Below are 16,597 nucleotides of genomic sequence, written 5' to 3'. Positions count from 1 at the left end.
CGTACGAGCCGTGCCACCTTCGCGGTGGCACGGCTCGTACGTCGTTCGCCGCCCGGCGGGGCCGTTGCCGTCGGCGCCCTTACTTGCTCGCGCAGGCGTTCCCGCTGGCGGGGTTGAGCAGGCCGATCACGTCGATCGAGTCGCCGCACAGGTTCAGGCCGAGGTTGATGGGGACCTCGATGACATCGCCCGAGAGCACACCCGGGCTGTTGGCCGCGACGCCTTCCGCGCCGGCGTCGGCGGCGGCGGTGCCCGCGCACGTCATCAGGGCCGCGCCCGCCAGGACCGCGGCAGCCGTCATTCGGATCCTCATGGAGAACTCCTGTCGTTCGAAGTGGTACGTGCCCTCCACAGTGAGGGCCTCCGGTTGCCCTGGGCAGGAGGCGGCGGCCGAACGGAGTAGCGATGTCAGCCTCCCCGGGTGCGGGTTGGGCCGAACGGGGCGCGGCGCCACCGCCGTACGGGGACGGCGCCTCGTGACGTTCGTAGGGACGTCTCCCTGTCCTACCGGCGCGTCAACGAGGCTTCGCCGCCCGGCCGCGGGCACCGCGTCCGTCCCCGGCGCCGCCGTGCGGCAGCGGGGGCGGCCGCGCGCGGTGGCGCTGACCTCCCGCGGAACCGGTCGCGGAGGGCGCAGCGGGGGCGGGGAGGCCGTCCGCGCCGCGCCGGTGGCGGGACCCCCCGCACCGATCATGATCCGGAGCGGTGATACTGGGGGACGAACGCCGTCCCCGCCCGCAGATTGGCCCATGTCGAACTCTCCCGCCTCCCGCCCCGCGGCACCGGCCACCGTGTGGACCGCCCGCGGCCGCCATCCCGGTCCTGCCGCGGCGGACGCCGTCCGGCGCCGCCTGGAGAAGCTCAAGGCCGACGACGTCCTGCACAGCCACGCCGAGCCGGACGACGTCGACCGTTCCCGCGAGCACGTCTTCGAGGCCCGCTGGCTCGCCCCCGGCGAGGTGACCGTGCGGGCGCGCCTCGCGCTCACGCCGCTGCGCGGCGCCGCCGAGGGACAGCAGTGGGTGCTGGTGGCGGAGGCGGAGCAGCCGTGGGAACCGCGCTGGCCCTCCCCCGTGTCCATGTTCTGGCCGAGCGAGCCCGGCCCCGGCGGCTGGGACCACGAGGCCGTCACCGGGCTGCGGCTCGGGGACGTCAATCCACTGCCCGAGGACGACAAGGAGCTGCGGCGCGTCCTGCGGCACGCGGTGCGCGACACCTGGTGCGTCCACGTCGTCGTGCACGAGGCCATGACCCCGGACGAGCGCGGCAGGTCGGCGCTGGTGCGCCTGCTGCCCGAGGGGCTGCGGCACCGGGTCGTCGAGCACCGCGCCGCCCCGCAGCGGCTGCGGGCCGTCAACTGGGTGCTGGACGACTACGGGGCGCGGGTGCCGCGCGGCGGCGCCGTCGTCCTGCCCGGCTCTGCGGTGCCCCCCGGTTACGACGCGGAGCGGTTCTCCGTGCGCAGCGTCTTCCTGGACGGCAACGAACCGGCGGAGGTCCTGGACGCCGTCCGGCGTTTCGACGCGCTGCCCAGGCCGCTGCCGGACGGCGGCGACCAGGCGCTGGCCGCGCTGCGTGAGCAGTGGCACCTGATGACTCTGGAGGAGCAGCTCGTCCACGCGCGCGAGCTGGTGGCCATGTACGCGGAGGCCCTGGACGCGATGACGAAGTCCCGGGACCTGTACCGGGACGCGGCCGAGCGTGCCAACGAGGCTCTTGCCGTCTACCGCGAGTCGGCCGGGCAGGGTGCGCTGCCCGGCCGCAAGCCGTCCGGTCCGTCGGGCCGCTCCCCCTTCCAGCACCTCGCGCGCGGCCTCGAACGGCTCCGGGGCGGCGCCGTGACGCGCCGCCCGGACGCCACGCCAAAGTCCGCGCGGGAGTCCGCGCCCGCGCCGGAGAACGGACCGGAGAGCGGACCGGAGAGCGGACCGGAGAGCGCCCCGCCCTCGGATCCGGCCGGAAGCTGATCCCCCGCCCTGCCCGGCTCGGCAGGGGGAGGGCGGTCGGACGCGGCCGGTCGGGCGCCGCGCCGGGCGCGGCCCGGGGTGCCGGGACGTGTCAGGTGCCGCAGTCTGGATACGCGGGGTGCAAGGCATCACGGCCGTCCGCACCACGCCCGTCCGCACCGCGCGCCCGCGCCACGCCCGTCCGGAAGGTCACGTCATGGGCAGCGACCAACACACCGGGCACCGTTCCGGAACGACGCTCCGGGTCAACGGCAAGCCCCACACCCTCGAACTGGACCACCGCCGGGTCCTGCTGGACGTCCTGCGCGAGGATCTCGACCTCACCGGGGCGAAGAAGGGCTGCGACCACGGCCAGTGCGGTGCGTGCACGGTCCTCGTCGACGGACGCCGGACCAACAGCTGCCTGCTGCTCGCCGTCGCCCTGGACGGCTGCGAGGTGACGACCGTCGAAGGGCTGGCGGGCGACGGCGAGGAACTGCACCCGCTGCAACGGGCGTTCCTGGACCGGGACGCCTTCCAGTGCGGGTACTGCACTCCGGGGCAGCTCTGCTCCGCCGTCGGTGCCCTGGCCGAGGCCGCGGCGGGCCACCCGTCCCACGTCACCGACCCCGCCGCGCCCTCCGGCCGCCCCGTCGCGCTGGACGCGCGGGAGATCCGGGAGCGGATGAGCGGCAACCTGTGCCGCTGCGGCGCCTATCCGCGCATCGTCGAGGCCGTGGAGGACATCGCCCCGTGAAACCCTTCGGCTACGTACGCGCGGGCAGTGTGGACGAGGCGGCGGAGGCGTTCGCCGCGCACCCCGGCGCCCGCTATCTCGGCGGCGGCACCAACCTGGTCGACCTGATGAAGCTGGGCGTGGAGCGGCCGGACTTCCTGGTCGACGTCTCCCGGCTGCCGCTGGAAGCGGTCGAGGAGCTGCCCGACGGTTCGGTGCGGGTGGGTGCCACCGTGCGCAACAGCGACCTGGCGGCGCACCCCCTGGTCCGGGACCGCTGGCCGGCGCTGTCCCAGGCGCTGCTCGCGGGCGCCTCCGGCCAGCTGCGCAACGCGGCCACGACCGGCGGCAACCTCTTGCAGCGCACCCGCTGCCCGTACTTCCAGGACCTGTCCAAGCCCTGCAACAAGCGGGAGCCCGGCAGCGGCTGCGGGGCCCTGGAGAGCGTGCACCGCGACCACGCGGTGCTCGGGTACTCCGAGCGGTGCATCGCCACCAACCCGTCGGACATGGCCGTGGCGCTGGCCGCCCTGGACGCGACGGTGGAACTGTACGGGCGGGAGGGCGCCCGCAGTGTCCCCGCGTCGGAGTTCCACCGGCTGCCCGGGGAGCATCCGGAGCGGGACACCGAGATCCGCCCCGGCGAGCTGATCACCTCCGTTGTGCTCCCGGCGGCCACCGCCGGGCTGCCCTCGGCGTACCGCAAGGCCCGCGGCCGGGCGTCGTACGCGTTCGCCCTGGCGTCGGTCGCGGTGGTGATGCGGGTGTCGGAGGGCACCGTGGCGTACGCAGGGATCGCCTTCGGGGCGCTGGCTCACCGGCCTTGGCGGGCCACCCGCGCCGAGGAGGCGCTGAGGGGCGGCCCGGCCACCGCTGAGGCGTTCGCGGACGCGGTGGACCGGGAACTCGCCGCGGCCCGGCCCCTGCGCGACAACGCCTACAAGGTGCCGCTGGCCCGCAGCCTCGCCGTGGACGCCCTGACCCGGCTCGCCACGCCCGCCGCGGTCTGACTCCACCGGGACGGGCACCCGTCAGCCGTCACCCGTCAGCCCAGCCATCACCCGTCACCCGTCACCTGTCACCCGTCAGTCCCGACCGTCTTGCCTCAGGAGGACTCCATGGCCGGCACCGGTACCGCGCTGGGCGCTCCCGTCGAGCGTCGCGAAGGGCGCCTGAAGGTCACCGGCGGTGCCCGCTACGCCGCCGAGCACCCGCTGCCGGGGCGTGTCCACGCCTGGCCCGTGCCGGCGGCGGTCGCCCGGGGCCGGGTGACGTCGGTCGACGCCGCGGCCGCCCTGGCCCTGCCCGGCGTCCTGGCGGTCCTCACCCCCGAGAACGCGCCCAAGATCGCCGAACCGGAGGACGCCGAGCTCGCCGTGCTGCAAGGGCCCGAGGTGCCGCACCGCGGCTGGTTCGTCGCGCTCGCCGTGGCCGAGTCGCCGGAGGCGGCCCGCGCCGCCGCGGCGGCGGTCCGTGTCGGCTACGAGGCACGAGAGCCCGACGTCAGGCTGACGGAGAACCACCCGGGGGTCTACGAACCGGAGACCGCGAACGGCGGCTTCCCGGGCCGCCGCGAACACGGCCACCCCGAGAGCGCGTTCGCCTCCTCCCCCGTCCGGATCGACGTCACCTACCGCGTGCCGCCGCTGCACAACCACCCGATGGAGCCGCACAGCAGCACGGCCCACTGGGACGGCGACCGCCTGATCGTCTACACATCCAGCCAGGGCGGCACGGCCGTACGTGACACGCTCGCCCAGCTGTTCGAGATGTCCGAGGAGCGGATCACCGTCGTCGCCGACCACGTGGGCGGGGGCTTCGGCTCCAAGGGCACCGCGCGCCCCGACGTGGTGCTCGCCGTGATGGCCGCGCGGGTGACCGGACGGCCGGTCACCGTGGCGCTGCCGCGCCGGTTCCTGCCCGCTGTCGTCGGTCACCGCGCGCCCACCCTGAACCGGCTCCGCCTGGGCGCCGACTCCGACGGCCGCCTGACGTCCCTCACCCATGTGGCCACCACCTGGACCTCGCGCATCACGGAGTTCGTGGAGCAGGCCGCGGTGCCCGCCCGTGTCATGTACGCCGCGCCGCAGAGCCTCACCACACACCGGGTGGTGCCCCTGGACGTGCCCTCCCCCTCCTGGATGCGCGCGCCCGGCGAGGCGCCCGGCATGTACGCGCTGGAGTCCGCCATGGACGAACTGGCCGACGCGCTCGGCATGGACCCGGTGGAACTGCGCGTGCGCAACGAGCCGGACCGGGAGCCGGACAGCGGCAGGCCGTTCAGCAGCAGGCACCTCGTGGAGTGCCTGCGCGAGGGCGCCCGGCGCTTCGGCTGGGAGCGGCGCGACCCGCGGCCCGGGTCGCGCCGGGAAGGCCCCCTGCTGGTCGGCACGGGCGTGGCCGCGGCCACCTACCCGGTGTACGTGCAGCCCTCCGCCGCGCAGGCGCGGACGCTGCCCGACGGGACGTTCGTGGTGGGGATCAACGCCACCGACATCGGCACCGGGGCCCGGACGGTCCTCGCGCAGGTGGCGGCGGACGCGCTCGGCGTGCCGCTGGAGTCGGTACGCATGGAGGTGGGCGACAGCGACCTGCCGCCCGCGTCCCTGGCCGGCGGGTCCTCGGGGACCGCGTCGTGGGGCTGGGCCGTGCACGAGGCGTGCACCCGGCTGGCGGCGCGCCTGGCCGACCACGCGGGGCCCCCGCCCGGATCGGGGCTCAGCGTCCGCGCCGACACCACCGGGCAGGCCGACGCGGAGAGCTCCTACGCGCGCCACGCCTTCGGGGCGCACTTCGCCGAGGTCACCGTCGACACCGTCACGGGCGAGGTCCGGGTGCGCCGGCTGCTCGGCGTCTTCGCGGCGGGCCGGATCCTCAACGCCCGTACCGCGCGCTCCCAGTTCATCGGCGGGATGACCATGGGGCTCGGCATGGCGCTGACCGAGGGCAGCACCATGGACCCGGTGTTCGGCGATTTCGTCGAGTCGGACCTGGCGTCGTACCACGTTCCGGCGCACGCCGACGTGCCCGCGGTGGAGGCGCACTGGATCGAGGAGACCGACACCCGGCTCAACCCGATGGGGAGCAAGGGGATCGGCGAGATCGGCATCGTGGGCACCGCCGCCGCCGTCGGCAACGCCGTCCACCACGCGACCGGGGTGCGGTTGCGTGAACTGCCGCTGACCCCGGACAAGGTGCTCGGCGGCCTGGCGGGCTGACGCACGGCCCTTCCGGGGCACCCCGCACGGAGTGCCCCGGTTCGTCCAGCAGGCCCGGTGGGGCCGGGTTCGTCCCGCGGGTGCCGGTGTGGCCGGTGGTCAGGCCTCGGGCTGTGGTGCCGGTGCCTCGGGCAGCGACGCCGGTGCCTCGGGGCCCGGCCCCGGGTGCCGTTCGGCCACCTGCACCATCAGCAGCAGGGCCAGGGCCGCGAGCGAGGCCAGCGCGGCGCACACGGCGGTGAGCCCGGCGCTCGACGGCGGAGCCACCGTGACGGCGAGGGCCCGGGACAGGGCGGCCGGGGCGAACCTGCCCTCGACGTAGCCGAGCGCGGCCAGCGCCGCCGGCACCACCGAACCCGCGACCAGGACCGCCACCCCGGCGCGCAGGACCAGCGCGAGCGCCAGGGCGCCGCACAGGCCCGACACCGCGAGGGCGGCGCCGTGGGCGAGGGCGGACGTGCCGTCGCGGCGCAGCGGGAAGTGGGCCGCGCCGCACACCACGAGGGCCGCCGCCGCGACCCAGCCGGGCCAGAACACGAGCCGCGGACGGGCTCGTTCGCCGTCGTCGTCCCGTGGGACCGGGAGGCCGGCCGCCTCGAAGCCGTCGGGGCACTCGGCAGCGGCGTCGAGGGAGCCGCCCGGGCGGCCGGGCGGTGCTTCCGCGCCGGTGGCGGCGATCTCCGCGTACGGCTGCTCGAAGGCGAGGGCGGGCGCGAGGGCGCTCTTGCGGGTCAGGCCGCCGATGAGGTCCGCCAGTTCCTCGGCGGTACGGGCGCCGACCGCCGCCCGGACGGCCTCCCGGGCGCAGTGCGGCTGCTGCGGTGCCTCGTGCAGCAGCGCCACCAGACGGGTGACCTCGTCGAGGTCGCGGTGCTGGACGGCGGCGCGGATCGTGGCGTCGGCGCTCTCGGCCGGCCGCGGTGGCCGGGTCAGCTCGGCGACCAGCCGGGCGACGTCCTCCACCGGGCGGTCCAGGGCGGCGGCGCGCAGCACCCGCCCGGCCGTGTCGGCGCAGTGCGGGGACTTCTCCAGGAGGGTGACGAGCCGGACGACCTCCTCCAGGGGCCGGCCGCCCACGGCGTGGCGGACCGGGTGATGAGCGGGCTCGCCGTCCGCACCCTCCGCCCCACCGCCGCCGGGGACCCCGCCGGGCGGAGCGGCCCGGTGGATCTCCTCGGTGAACGCGATGACGGACGGGTTCGGCTGGGGTGGTGAAGAGCGGGTGGTCATCTGGGCTCCATGGCAGGCATGCGGCCGCTCCTGTGCCCCCGAGGTGCGGCACGCGACTTACCCTGACCATTACTAGAGCGGGCTGCGAAGCGGCGCCACCCGGGCGCGGCACGGGAGTGACCTCGTCCCGGGACGCGCGCCCCGGGACGAGGAGGAGGGAGAAAGGAACGGTGGACTCCACCACGACGGTGATCCTGGTCACCGCCGTCCTCGCGGGCGCCGTGCTCGCCGGGGCCGTCGCCGTGCTCGTACGCCTGGTGCGCGCCCGGCGCGCGCTGCGCCGCGCCGGACTGCCGACGGGCCCTCGCTGGGTTTTCTGGGGCGCCGTCCTCTACCTGGTGCTGCCGGTCGACCTGGTGCCCGATCCGGTGTACCTCGACGACATCGGCGTCCTGCTCCTGGCGCTGCGCACGCTGCACGGCGCGGCCGGCGGTGCCGATCTGCGCGGGGTCCTGCCGGGGCGCCGAGCGGGGCGTTCGGGCTCGCGGGGCTGCCGGACGCCCATGATCACGCTCCGTAAGGAAACCATTCACCCGTTCGATTCGTATAAGTCTCCGGAACCCGAAACAAAGTCAGCGGGCCAAGCGACACCGCAAGGATGACCACCGCTTGATCGCGGCTGCACCGACAGGGGAGAGACGATGCAACCGTTCGCGCTCAACTACGCACGTCCGGCCGTGGAGTGCGAGGCCGGTACGCCGTACGTCTACGACTCCGGACTCCAGTTGAACGTGCTGCCCGACGGCAGGATCGCCGCGTGCGACCAGGCACTGCTGAGGGAGCTGGGCACCACCACCTCGACGGCGGGCTCCAAGACGCATTTCGACGACTGAACACGGTCGGCGACGATGACCGTGCTGATCCTCACGGGCGAGGAGGATGTGACGGCGGACATGGTGGTGGTCCACCTGAACGCCTCCTCGGTCCCGGTGGTCCGGCTCGATCCGGCCGACCTGACCGCGGGCGCCGCGCTCTCGGGCGAGTACGTGCACGGCTCCTTCCACGGCCATCTGTCGTGCGCGGGACGGCTGGTGGGCCTGAGCGGGCTGCGCTCCGTCTGGGTGCGCAGGCCCGGCGTGCCGGCGGCCCGTGCGCCGCAGCCGTCGGCCTGGCTCACCGAGGAGGCGGCCCAGGCGCTGTACGGCATGCTGCGCGGCAGCGGGGCGCGGTGGATGAACCACCCCGACGCGGCGCGCCGTGCCCGGGTGAAGCCCTGGCAGTTGCGGCTCGCCCAGCGCTGCGGGCTGCCGGTGCCCGCGACGCTGATCACCACCTTCCCGCAGGCCGCCCGGGACTTCGCCGCGCGCTTCCCGGACCTGGTGGTCAAGCCGGTCTCCGGCGCCCATCCGCAGGAGCCGCCGCGAGCGGTGCCGACCAGCCGGGTGGCCCCGGACGCGGACTTCGCGGCGGTCGCCTACGGCCCCACCCTGCTGCAGCGGCGCGTCGCCAAGCGGGCCGACATCCGCCTGACCGCCGTAGGGGAGACGCTGCTGGCCGCCCGCAAGGCGACCCCGGCGGACGCGGACCCGGACGAGGTCGACGTCCGCTTCGCCTCGGCCAGGACGCCCTGGCGGCCGGTCGAGGTGCCCGCGCGTACGGCCGCGGCCGTACGGCGCTATCTCCAGGAGGCGGAACTGGCCTACGGCGCCTTCGACTTCGCGGAGGACGCCGACGGCGTCTGGTGGTTCCTGGAGTGCAACCAGTCCGGGCAGTTCGGGTTCGTCGAGGTGGAGACCGGCCAGCCGATCGCCCGTGCGATCGCCGAGTGGCTGGCCCGTCCGGGGACGTCCGTGGCCGAATCGTGACCTACGTGACCGCCTCGCGCGTCGGCACGCAGTGCCAGGACGTGCCGCGGGCGTCCCCGCCCCCGTGTCCGGGGAGTTCAGACGGCCAGCGACAGACCGCTGTCGCCGTCCGCGTCCGTGGCGACGTCCGCCGCCCGGCCGGTGGCCAGCAGCAGCGCGTCCGCCCGGACGATCGCGTCGTGGACGCTGGTGGTGCCCATCATGACGCACAGCGTGTAGCTCACGTCCTCCAGCTCCCGAGCCGTCTCGGCCCGCTCCCTCTCCGCCTGCGCGATCTTCAGTGATGCGTACCGAGTCAGCAACGTCCTGACGATCTTCGGGTCCGGAACCAGCACGGAGCGCCCCTCTCTCGATTTTTTGCTGCGTATGCCCCAGGCACGCCGTGCCATGCATGCCGACCGCCTCGCGAGACATGATTGACCAGATTCAGTCGATTTCCGGTGGATCACCCGTGGATCGACGGCGGGGCCCACCGGCCGTCACCGGCCACCGTCCCCGGCTCTGGCGCGCGCACGGGGCGCCGGTGGCACACCGCGCGGGCCCCGCGTATCCGGTGCAGTGACAGGACGCCTTCCCCAAGAGGGAAGAACGATTCGGGATCCTCCAAGCGGCACGTGCCGCGCTCGATTCGCTGGGTGACGCTCACCGGGGCCTCCGCCGCACACTCGGCCGCACCTGCGCGGACAGCCCCCGTCCACGGCGACACGGCGCCGCACGGCCCGGCAAGGTAGAGGCAATATAGGTGCTTTTCCGGCCTACGGCCAAGATTGGGCGAGCGGCGCGCACCGGACACACCGGAGAACAGGGCGTCAGGAGCGGTTCGGGGCGGACGGCTTGCGGCCTCGACGGGGCACCGGCAGCGGATCCTTCGGGCGCGTGGCGCGATTCGGGCCGATCAGATCCGGCCGTACGCAGCGGAGGCAGGAGGAACCGGGGCGGACACCCCGGTTCCCGCACGCCTCGCGTCGGGCGGCCTGGCCGCTGCCCAGGCACTGTGTAATCCCAGCCGTGGCACGGGAGTTCGTCGTGGGTGCCGATCTCCTCGATCCGGCCGCCCGCCATGGCAAACCGCTGCGGCTGACCTCCGGAGAGCCAAGGCGACGTTCTCCCGGATCGCGCCGTCGAACAGGACCGGGCCCCGGGGCACGACGGAGCCGAAGCGGCGACAGGTGCGCAGGCCGAGCGTGCTCGTGCCGGCGCCGTCGAGCAGCAGCCGGCCGGCGGCGGCGGGACGTGACAGGCCGATGACCAGGTCGAACAGGGTGGACCTGCCGGCGCCCGAGGCGCCGACGAGGGCGACGGTCTCCCCCGGTGCGACGGCGAGGGTGCAGTCGCGCACCGCCGGGCGCTCGTCGTCGTGGGCGAGGCCGACGCGGTCGAAGGTGAGGGCGTCGTGTCAGGAGGCCCCCTTCATTCGGCGAGCGCGTCGGCCAGTTCCGTGGTGGCCCGGGTGATCTCCCCGTCCTGCTCCGCGAGCAGCGTGCTCAGGGCACCGGACCGGGCGCGGACCGCCTGCCGCGCCCGCCGCTCCCACACCACCGGGTTCTCCTGGTGGTTGAGGAGTTTGGGGTAGACGGCCGCCACGCTCTCCCACTGGCGGGCGCCGGCGATGTTCCTGAGCAGCTGGATGATCTGCGGCCGGCAGGTCACCTGCGGGGTCTGGGCCAGCTCCCACAGGAACGGAACGGCGGCGGCGGTCGCCTGCTCCACCACGAAGCCGTACTGGCAGATACGCGTGCGCAGGTCGTCCAGGGCGGCGCGGGCGGCCTCGGCGTCGCCCCCGGCCACCCCGCGGAGCAGCTGGGGGACGCCGGCCGCGGAGCCGGTGGAGTCCCGGATGTCGCTCCAGGGCACCTGCCCGAGTGCGGAGAGCGGCGTGGTGGCGGCCACGCCGGTCGTGGGGGTCACGCGGTCGGTGCGCTGTGTGCTCGGCTGCTCCGTCGGTGCGGTGCGCATGGCGTCGGGCCTTTCCGCGGCGGTCGTATGGGGGGAGGGTCCTTCAGCGGGGCGGACGCGTCGGCGGCTCCACGGCCCCGGGGGCGACAGCGGTACTCGCGCCCGGCGTGCTGAGCGCAAGGCTCGCAGGTGAGGACATGGACGCTCCCTGAGGCGACGTCACCGAAACGCGCTGAAGCGGGGGTTGACGCTCCGGCTATTATCCACGCTGTCAGCGTCCGCGTGCAATTGCGCGCGAAATTTCTCGTGAAAGTGCGCGGAAGAGGGAAGGATCCGGAAGGGACGCCGCCGGAACCCGACGGCGCTCCGCGCACAGCTCACGACGGAACCGGGAACAGCGAGGAGACTGCGGTGCCACCAGTGCCGAACGGAGTGCGGGCCAGTTCGTTGGACGCCCGCTGGATCAAGAGCAGGCACAGCAACGCCGAGGGGAACTGCGTGGAAGTCGCCGCGCTGACCGGCGGAGGCATCGCGGTGCGCAACTCCCGCGATCCCGACGGCCCCGCCCTGGTCTACACCCCGGCCGAGGTCGCCGCCTTCCTGGCGGGCGCCAAGGACGGGGAGTTCGACCACCTTCTGTGGTGATCCGCGCCCATGCGCGCTGAAGCGGAAGGGAGTTGGCGAGTTGCCGATACGTGCTCGGACGGATGCCCTCCGCGGCGGGCCGGTGCGATAGTCTAAGTCTCAAGTCTGCCGGTCCACTGGGGAGTCAGGATGTCCGCCGAGCCGCATCGCCTCTCCCGCCTGGAACCCTATCTCGACCGTTCCGAGCCGGCGCCGACTCTGCTGAAGATGCTGGTCGGCGTCCAACTGGCCGGTTTCCGCGAGGACGCCGGGATGTCCCAGGAACAGGCGGCCCGCGGGCTCGGCTTCAGCGCCGCGAAACTCTCGCGCATCGAGTCGGGCAAGGGCCGCCGGCCTCCCACAGAGGGCGACGTCCGCGCTCTGCTGGGGCTGTACGGCACCGACGACTACGAGTCCTCGGTGCTGCTGAAGCTGCTGCAGCGGGCCGGGGAGCCCGGCTGGTGGCAGCGCTACGACAAGCGGCTGATGCCCGAGTGGTTCGACCGCCTCGTCGGCCTTCAGGAAGCCGCGACCGCGATCCGCACCTTCGAGATCCAGTACGTGCCCGGACTGCTGCAGACCCAGGCGTACGCGCGGGCGGTGGTGGAGCGCGGTCTGCCGACCGCCTCCGCGAGCGAAGTGCGCCGCCGCGTCGAACTGCGGACACGACGCACGGAGTTGCTCACGCGCGAGGACGCGCCGCAGGTGTGGGCGATCATGGACGAGTCGGTGCTGCTGCGCGTGCTCGGCAGCCGCGAGACCATGCGGGAACAGCTCGACCGCCTGGTGGAGCTGGCCCGGCTGCCGCACGTGACCCTGCAGATCGTGCCGCTGGACGTGACGAACGCGTCGGCGCCCGCGATACCCGTCACCTACCTGCGCTTCGGCGGACTGGACCTGCCGGACGTCGTCTACCTCGAACACATCAGGAGCGCCAACTTCCTGGAGGACCGGGACGAGACCGAGGAGTACCGGATCTCCCTGGACCGGCTGGCAGACGAGGCGCTGACGCCTCTTGAGTCCATGGCGCTGCTGCACAGGACCATGGACGAGCGCTACCCGGCGTCCTGACCGGGACGCACGCGGGCGTGGACGCTGCGCCGGTCCGCTGCCGGACGCCATCCGCTACCGGACGAGGCCTATCCCTCCGAACTCCACCCACTCGTGCGTGAGCTGACGCGGCGCCACCTCGGTGTCGGGACGCCAGGTCGAGACCTCGACCAGGCCCGGTTCGAGGATCTCCAGACCCTCGAACCACTCGGCGACGTCCTTCTCCTCACGCACCCGGCCCCAGTGCCCCTGGGTGGCCTGGGCCATGAAGTCGGTGACGAACGTCCGCACCTCGGGGTCTTCGCTGACCAGTTGGCACATCAGCATGATGCTGCCGGGTACCAGCCGCTCACGGACCCGCTCGACCACCGCGAGCGGGCCGTCGGTGTCACTGTCCGGGATGCAGTGGAACACCGAGTTGAACAGCACGGCCACCGGCTGGGAGAAGTCGATCAGCCGCCGCGTGTCCTCGTGGGCGAGGATCTGGTCGGTGTCCCGCATGTCGGCGTGGATGACGGCGGTGCGCTCGTCCTGCTGCAGGAGGGCGCGGCCGTGCACCAGCACCATCGGGTCGTTGTCCACGTAGACCACGTGTGTGCCGGGGTCGATGCGCTGGGCGACCTGGTGGACGTTGTCCTGGGTGGGCAGGCCGGACCCGTGGTCCAGGTACTGGCGTATCCCGTACTCCTGCGTGAGCGTTCTGACCGCCCGCTGCAGGAAGCGGCGGTTGTTCAGGGCGAGCCGGCGCGTGCTGGGGACGACCTTGTCCAGTTCCTCGCACGCCACCCGGTCCGCCGTGTAGTTGTCCTTGCCCCCGAGGTAGTGGTCGTACATGCGGGCGGCGGTCGGCACGTTCATGTCGATCTTCGTGGACAGCTGGTTCTCCGTAGGCATCGATCCCCCAGATTCGCCGAATCCACCGCGCCAACTGGGCCGGTTCGACTGAGAGTACATCCTGGGGAACCCGTGTTTGCCCGAACCGGTCCACAGCTGATCGCAGGGCCGGCGACCCGGGGTCCGATCGTCCCGATCGGCCCGATCCTCACGGATTCTTCACGTCGTCGGGCCCATCGACGGCGCGGTTCGGAGCACCCGCCTCCCGTGTCGGAGAAGGAGGCGTCGTGGTGCTCGTCGCTGTTCTGCTGCTGCCGCTCATGGGTGGGCTCCTGCTGGTCATGGACCGGATCGAGGACCGGATGTCCGGCGCCGCGACCCGTGACCGGCCCACCCGGCACCGCAGGCACCTGCGCCTGATCCCGGGCGGCCGGCGGGACGGCGCGCGGGAGCCCGGTCCGGCGGCGGAGCCGGCCGGGCAGGAGGAGGCGGCCTGAGCAGCGCCCGCGCCGCCGCTTCGGGCGTTCCGCCGGGGCGGGCCTCTCCCGGCGCCCGGCCCGTGTGAAACCCTCGGCGGGGCCCGGGTCGTCGTCCTGGCCGATGTTCGACGCGGACACAGCCACGGATGTCCGGATCGGACGTTCGACACAGCGGAGAGGCCGCGGCATGCGCATCGGACTGCTCGGTACCGGTCCCTGGGCCCAGATGGTCCACGCCCCCGCCCTGGGCGGGCACGACGGACTCGACTTCGCCGGGGTGTGGGGGCGCCGCCCGGCCGCCGCCGAGGAGCTGGCCGCGCGCCACGGCACCCGCGCCTACGCCGACGTCGACGCGCTGCTGGCGGACGTGGACGCCGTGGCCGTCGCCCTGCCCCCGGACGTCCAGGCCGAACTGGCGGTGCGCGCCGCCCGTGCCGGCTGCCACCTGCTGCTCGACAAACCACTCGCCGCGACCGTGGCCACGGGCCGGGCCGTCACCGAGGCGGTCCGCGCGTCCCAGGTGGCCTCCGTGGTCTTCTTCACCACCCGGTTCCAGACGGCTCCGGAGGCGTGGATCGGCGAACAGGCCGCCCGGGGCGAATGGTTCACGGGGCGGGCCGAGTGGCTCGGCGCGGTGTTCACCGGCGACAGCCCGTTCGCGGCCTCCCCGTGGCGGCGCGAGAAGGGCGCCCTGTGGGACGTCGGCCCGCACGCGCTGTCGGTGCTGCTGCCCGTCCTGGGCGACGTACGGCGGGTGTCGGCCGCCGCGCCCGGGCCCGGGGACACCGTGCACGTGGTCCTCGACCACGCCGGCGGCGCTTCCGCCACCCTGACCCTGAGCCTCACCGCCCCGGCCGCCGCCGCGGGGGCCACCGTGGAGCTGCGGGGCGCGGCCGGGGCCACCGTCCTGCCCGAGGGGTCCGAGGAGGCGGTCGCGGCCTTCCGCCGGGCGGCGGACGCGCTGACCGAGGCCGCGCGCACCGGACGAGCGCACCCGTGCGACGCCGCTTTCGGGCTGCGGGTCACGGAGATCCTGGCCGAGGCCCAGACGCTGCTGGGCCGCGACGCCGGCTGAGGCGGGAGACGCGCGCACCCCCGCCGGGGTCCCGCCGCACGCGGCGGTTCCGGGGTGCGGGACCCGGGGCGGCGTAGCAGCGTGGTGGTGTGGTGAAGACGCTTGCCCCGGTATCGCGCCGGGACCCGCACCGGCGTGGCTGGCTGCGGGGTGCCCCGCCGCCGCGCTGGGTGCGCGTCCTGCCGATCGCGCTGGCCGCCGCCGTCTGCGTGGCGACCCTGCTGAGCCCGAACCCGCTCGACATCGGGTTCCTGCTGGGCGCCATCCCGCCGCTCGCCGTGCTGTCGTACGGGCCGCTGACCACCGCGCTGCTCGGCGGCGCGGTGGTGGCCCTGCTGAGCGTGCCGGCCTTCCAACTGGACCACCCGGGCAACACCGACCTGGAGACGGTGTGCTTCGTCGCCGTCCTGAGCGTCCTCCTGTCGTACGTGCGCAGCCGTCGCGACGCGCAGCTCGACCTGGAGCGCACCGTCGCCGAGGCGGCGCAGCGGGCGGTGGTCCCGCCGCTGCCCGAGCAGGTCGGGCCGGTGTGCTGCGCGGGGCTGTACCGGGCCGCGCAGCGCGGCACGCTGGTCGGCGGGGACTTCTTCGACGTCCGCCGCGGGCCCCGGGGCGTGCGGGCGGTCATGGGCGATGTGCAGGGCCACGGGCTGGCCGCGGTGTCCACGGTCGCCGCGCTGCTGGGCAGTTTCCGGGAGGCGGTGCTGGACCGGCCGGGCCTGGCGGAGATCGTGGCGGCGCTGGACCGCCGGCTGGTGGTGGACTCGGCCGAGGTGCGGCACGCGGAGCTGTTCGCGACGGCCGTCCTGCTGGAGTTCGCCCGCGACGCCCGGTCGGTGCGGCTGATGACGTGCGGGCACCCGCCCCCGATCCTGTTGCGGGACGGGACCGCGAGGGAGATCGCCGTGACCCCGTGGACGCCCCTCGGCCTCGGCCTCTCCGACGGGCTCCCGCCGCAGGACGGCCACGTCGAGCGGCTACGGCCGGGAGACGTGCTGTTCCTGGCCTCGGACGGGGTCACCGAGGCCAGGAACGCCGACGGCACGTTCTACCCGCTCCTCGACCGGCTGCCCCGGCTCGCCGACCACGAGCCGGCCGTCCTCGCCGACCACGTGCTGGCCGATCTCCTCGCGCACTGCGGAACGATCCGCGACGACGTGACGATGCTCGTCCTCACCCCGTGCCCGCCGGAGGTGAGGGAGGCGGAGTGAGGCGGGCGGGGTCGACGGGGCGGACGGGGAGGCCGGGGCAGGCGGTCTTCCGTCGCGGCTGGGCCGCGGTGCCGTCGTGCCGTCGTACTGCTCAGGCTTCTCGAACGCACCCGGCGGTGCAGGGGCCGTCGTGGCCGCCGGCCGTGCAGCCGGGGGCGCCGCACCGGGCGGGAACCCGCTGCGGCGACGGCAGGACCAGGTGGACGGGCGCTCCGGGCGCGACCCGTACGACCGGCGGCGGCGCGGGCGCGGACGGTGGCACCGAGGCCGACGCGGGGACGAGGACGGACTCCGGCGCCGGCGCTGCCCCGAAGACGAGCGCGAACTCAGGCGCAAGCGGCGGCGCAGGGGCGGGAGCGGCCCCGGAAGCCGGTGCGAACCCGGAAGCCGGTGCGGGGGCGAGCGCGGTCTCGGACGCCGGCGCGGGGGCGAGCGGGGGCTCAGGCGCAAGCGCTGCCCCACGGGCGAGCGCGGACTCGGGCACCGGCGCTTT

General features: G+C 74.5%; 17 protein-coding genes and 1 pseudogene. 12 read left to right on the top strand and 6 right to left on the bottom strand.

What is annotated here, in order from left to right; genetic code table 11:
• Positions 1–79: 79 nt before the first annotated feature.
• Positions 80–313: a chaplin gene (locus ACFC02_RS26265; RefSeq protein WP_376361931.1), complete on the bottom strand. Its 234-nt coding sequence runs from the start codon at positions 311–313 to the stop codon at positions 80–82.
• 436 nt (positions 314–749) lie between these two features.
• On the opposite strand from ACFC02_RS26265, the gene ACFC02_RS26260 reads away from it, so the two are divergent.
• The 4 genes from ACFC02_RS26260 to ACFC02_RS26245 all read left to right on the top strand — a co-directional run bounded on the left by ACFC02_RS26260 (position 750) and on the right by ACFC02_RS26245 (position 5,900).
• Positions 750–1,967: a hypothetical protein gene (locus ACFC02_RS26260; RefSeq protein ID WP_376361928.1), complete on the top strand. Its 1,218-nt coding sequence runs from the start codon at positions 750–752 to the stop codon at positions 1,965–1,967.
• A gap of 196 nt (positions 1,968–2,163) precedes the next feature.
• Positions 2,164–2,703, top strand: a complete 540-nt coding sequence (locus tag ACFC02_RS26255) for a 2Fe-2S iron-sulfur cluster-binding protein (RefSeq protein WP_360979717.1) — start codon at positions 2,164–2,166, stop codon at positions 2,701–2,703.
• Positions 2,700–3,692: an FAD binding domain-containing protein gene (locus ACFC02_RS26250; RefSeq protein WP_376361925.1), complete on the top strand. Its 993-nt coding sequence runs from the start codon at positions 2,700–2,702 to the stop codon at positions 3,690–3,692. The genes ACFC02_RS26255 and ACFC02_RS26250 overlap by 4 nt, the downstream gene beginning before the upstream one ends.
• Positions 3,693–3,800: 108 nt before the next feature.
• Positions 3,801–5,900, top strand: coding sequence for a xanthine dehydrogenase family protein molybdopterin-binding subunit (locus tag ACFC02_RS26245; RefSeq protein WP_376361923.1), 2,100 nt, complete (start codon positions 3,801–3,803; stop codon positions 5,898–5,900).
• A gap of 99 nt (positions 5,901–5,999) precedes the next feature.
• On the opposite strand, the gene ACFC02_RS26240 is transcribed toward ACFC02_RS26245, so the two are convergent.
• Positions 6,000–7,130: a hypothetical protein gene (locus tag ACFC02_RS26240; protein WP_376361920.1), complete on the bottom strand. Its 1,131-nt coding sequence runs from the start codon at positions 7,128–7,130 to the stop codon at positions 6,000–6,002.
• A gap of 170 nt (positions 7,131–7,300) precedes the next feature.
• Between ACFC02_RS26240 and ACFC02_RS26235 the strand changes: the two genes are divergently transcribed.
• From ACFC02_RS26235 to tgmB, 3 genes are read left to right on the top strand one after another with little or no spacing between them, the layout of a single operon-like run.
• On the top strand, positions 7,301–7,732 hold the full coding sequence (locus ACFC02_RS26235) for a YkvA family protein (RefSeq protein WP_376361917.1): 432 nt from the start codon (positions 7,301–7,303) through the stop codon (positions 7,730–7,732).
• Between the two features lie 39 nt (positions 7,733–7,771).
• The gene (gene tgmA / locus ACFC02_RS26230) at positions 7,772–7,963 is read left to right on the top strand and encodes a putative ATP-grasp-modified RiPP (protein WP_376361915.1); all 192 of its coding nucleotides are present in this window, start codon (positions 7,772–7,774) and stop codon (positions 7,961–7,963) included.
• 15 nt (positions 7,964–7,978) lie between these two features.
• Positions 7,979–8,935: an ATP-grasp ribosomal peptide maturase gene (gene tgmB / locus ACFC02_RS26225; RefSeq protein ID WP_376361913.1), complete on the top strand. Its 957-nt coding sequence runs from the start codon at positions 7,979–7,981 to the stop codon at positions 8,933–8,935.
• A 77-nt stretch (positions 8,936–9,012) separates the two neighbouring features.
• Here tgmB and ACFC02_RS26220 read toward each other — a convergent pair whose 3' ends face one another.
• The 3 genes and pseudogenes from ACFC02_RS26220 to ACFC02_RS26210 all read right to left on the bottom strand — a co-directional run bounded on the left by ACFC02_RS26220 (position 9,013) and on the right by ACFC02_RS26210 (position 10,891).
• Positions 9,013–9,270, bottom strand: coding sequence for a DUF5133 domain-containing protein (locus ACFC02_RS26220; RefSeq protein WP_360979696.1), 258 nt, complete (start codon positions 9,268–9,270; stop codon positions 9,013–9,015).
• A 752-nt stretch (positions 9,271–10,022) separates the two neighbouring features.
• A pseudogene (locus tag ACFC02_RS26215) lies at positions 10,023–10,325 on the bottom strand (ATP-binding cassette domain-containing protein); the annotation flags it as partial.
• Between the two features lie 20 nt (positions 10,326–10,345).
• Positions 10,346–10,891: a hypothetical protein gene (locus ACFC02_RS26210; protein ID WP_376361911.1), complete on the bottom strand. Its 546-nt coding sequence runs from the start codon at positions 10,889–10,891 to the stop codon at positions 10,346–10,348.
• A gap of 351 nt (positions 10,892–11,242) precedes the next feature.
• Between ACFC02_RS26210 and ACFC02_RS26205 the strand changes: the two genes are divergently transcribed.
• Together ACFC02_RS26205 and ACFC02_RS26200 are read left to right on the top strand one after the other, a co-directional pair.
• Complete coding sequence (locus ACFC02_RS26205; RefSeq protein WP_376361908.1) at positions 11,243–11,476, top strand: DUF397 domain-containing protein; 234 nt, start codon at positions 11,243–11,245, stop codon at positions 11,474–11,476.
• Between the two features lie 129 nt (positions 11,477–11,605).
• Entirely contained in the window at positions 11,606–12,526 is a 921-nt protein-coding gene (locus ACFC02_RS26200; RefSeq protein ID WP_376361905.1) for a helix-turn-helix domain-containing protein, read from the top strand.
• A 54-nt stretch (positions 12,527–12,580) separates the two neighbouring features.
• Here ACFC02_RS26200 and ACFC02_RS26195 read toward each other — a convergent pair whose 3' ends face one another.
• Complete coding sequence (locus ACFC02_RS26195; protein WP_376361903.1) at positions 12,581–13,399, bottom strand: SAM-dependent methyltransferase; 819 nt, start codon at positions 13,397–13,399, stop codon at positions 12,581–12,583.
• 230 nt (positions 13,400–13,629) lie between these two features.
• On the opposite strand from ACFC02_RS26195, the gene ACFC02_RS26190 reads away from it, so the two are divergent.
• The 3 genes from ACFC02_RS26190 (at position 13,630) to ACFC02_RS26180 (ending at position 16,104) form a co-directional block, all read left to right on the top strand.
• Positions 13,630–13,836 (top strand): hypothetical protein, encoded by a 207-nt coding sequence (locus ACFC02_RS26190; protein WP_376361900.1) that lies wholly within the window; start codon positions 13,630–13,632, stop codon positions 13,834–13,836.
• 169 nt (positions 13,837–14,005) lie between these two features.
• Entirely contained in the window at positions 14,006–14,893 is an 888-nt protein-coding gene (locus ACFC02_RS26185; protein WP_376361897.1) for a Gfo/Idh/MocA family protein, read from the top strand.
• Positions 14,894–14,985: 92 nt separating this feature from the next.
• Positions 14,986–16,104, top strand: a complete 1,119-nt coding sequence (locus ACFC02_RS26180) for a PP2C family protein-serine/threonine phosphatase (RefSeq protein ID WP_376361937.1) — start codon at positions 14,986–14,988, stop codon at positions 16,102–16,104.
• Positions 16,105–16,597 lie beyond the last annotated feature (493 nt).

The sequence above is a fragment of the Streptomyces sp. NPDC056160 genome (genome assembly GCF_042268205.1).
Taxonomy (GTDB): Bacteria; Actinomycetota; Actinomycetes; order Streptomycetales; family Streptomycetaceae; genus Streptomyces.
This window is presented reverse-complemented; position numbering and strand designations above follow the sequence as displayed.

Excerpts from the sequence above, each read along its gene's own strand:
- ACFC02_RS26195 (WP_376361903.1), bottom strand. The coding sequence starts at position 13,399 with ATGCCTACGGAGAACCAGCTGTCCACGAAGATCGACATGAACGTGCCG.
- ACFC02_RS26185 (WP_376361897.1), top strand. The coding sequence starts at position 14,006 with ATGCGCATCGGACTGCTCGGTACCGGTCCCTGGGCCCAGATGGTCCAC.
- ACFC02_RS26265 (WP_376361931.1), bottom strand. The coding sequence starts at position 313 with ATGAGGATCCGAATGACGGCTGCCGCGGTCCTGGCGGGCGCGGCCCTG.
- ACFC02_RS26200 (WP_376361905.1), top strand. The coding sequence starts at position 11,606 with ATGTCCGCCGAGCCGCATCGCCTCTCCCGCCTGGAACCCTATCTCGAC.
- ACFC02_RS26255 (WP_360979717.1), top strand. The coding sequence starts at position 2,164 with ATGGGCAGCGACCAACACACCGGGCACCGTTCCGGAACGACGCTCCGG.
- tgmB (WP_376361913.1), top strand. The coding sequence starts at position 7,979 with ATGACCGTGCTGATCCTCACGGGCGAGGAGGATGTGACGGCGGACATG.
- ACFC02_RS26245 (WP_376361923.1), top strand. The coding sequence starts at position 3,801 with ATGGCCGGCACCGGTACCGCGCTGGGCGCTCCCGTCGAGCGTCGCGAA.
- ACFC02_RS26260 (WP_376361928.1), top strand. The coding sequence starts at position 750 with ATGTCGAACTCTCCCGCCTCCCGCCCCGCGGCACCGGCCACCGTGTGG.
- ACFC02_RS26240 (WP_376361920.1), bottom strand. The coding sequence starts at position 7,130 with ATGACCACCCGCTCTTCACCACCCCAGCCGAACCCGTCCGTCATCGCG.
- tgmA (WP_376361915.1), top strand. The coding sequence starts at position 7,772 with ATGCAACCGTTCGCGCTCAACTACGCACGTCCGGCCGTGGAGTGCGAG.
- ACFC02_RS26210 (WP_376361911.1), bottom strand. The coding sequence starts at position 10,891 with ATGCGCACCGCACCGACGGAGCAGCCGAGCACACAGCGCACCGACCGC.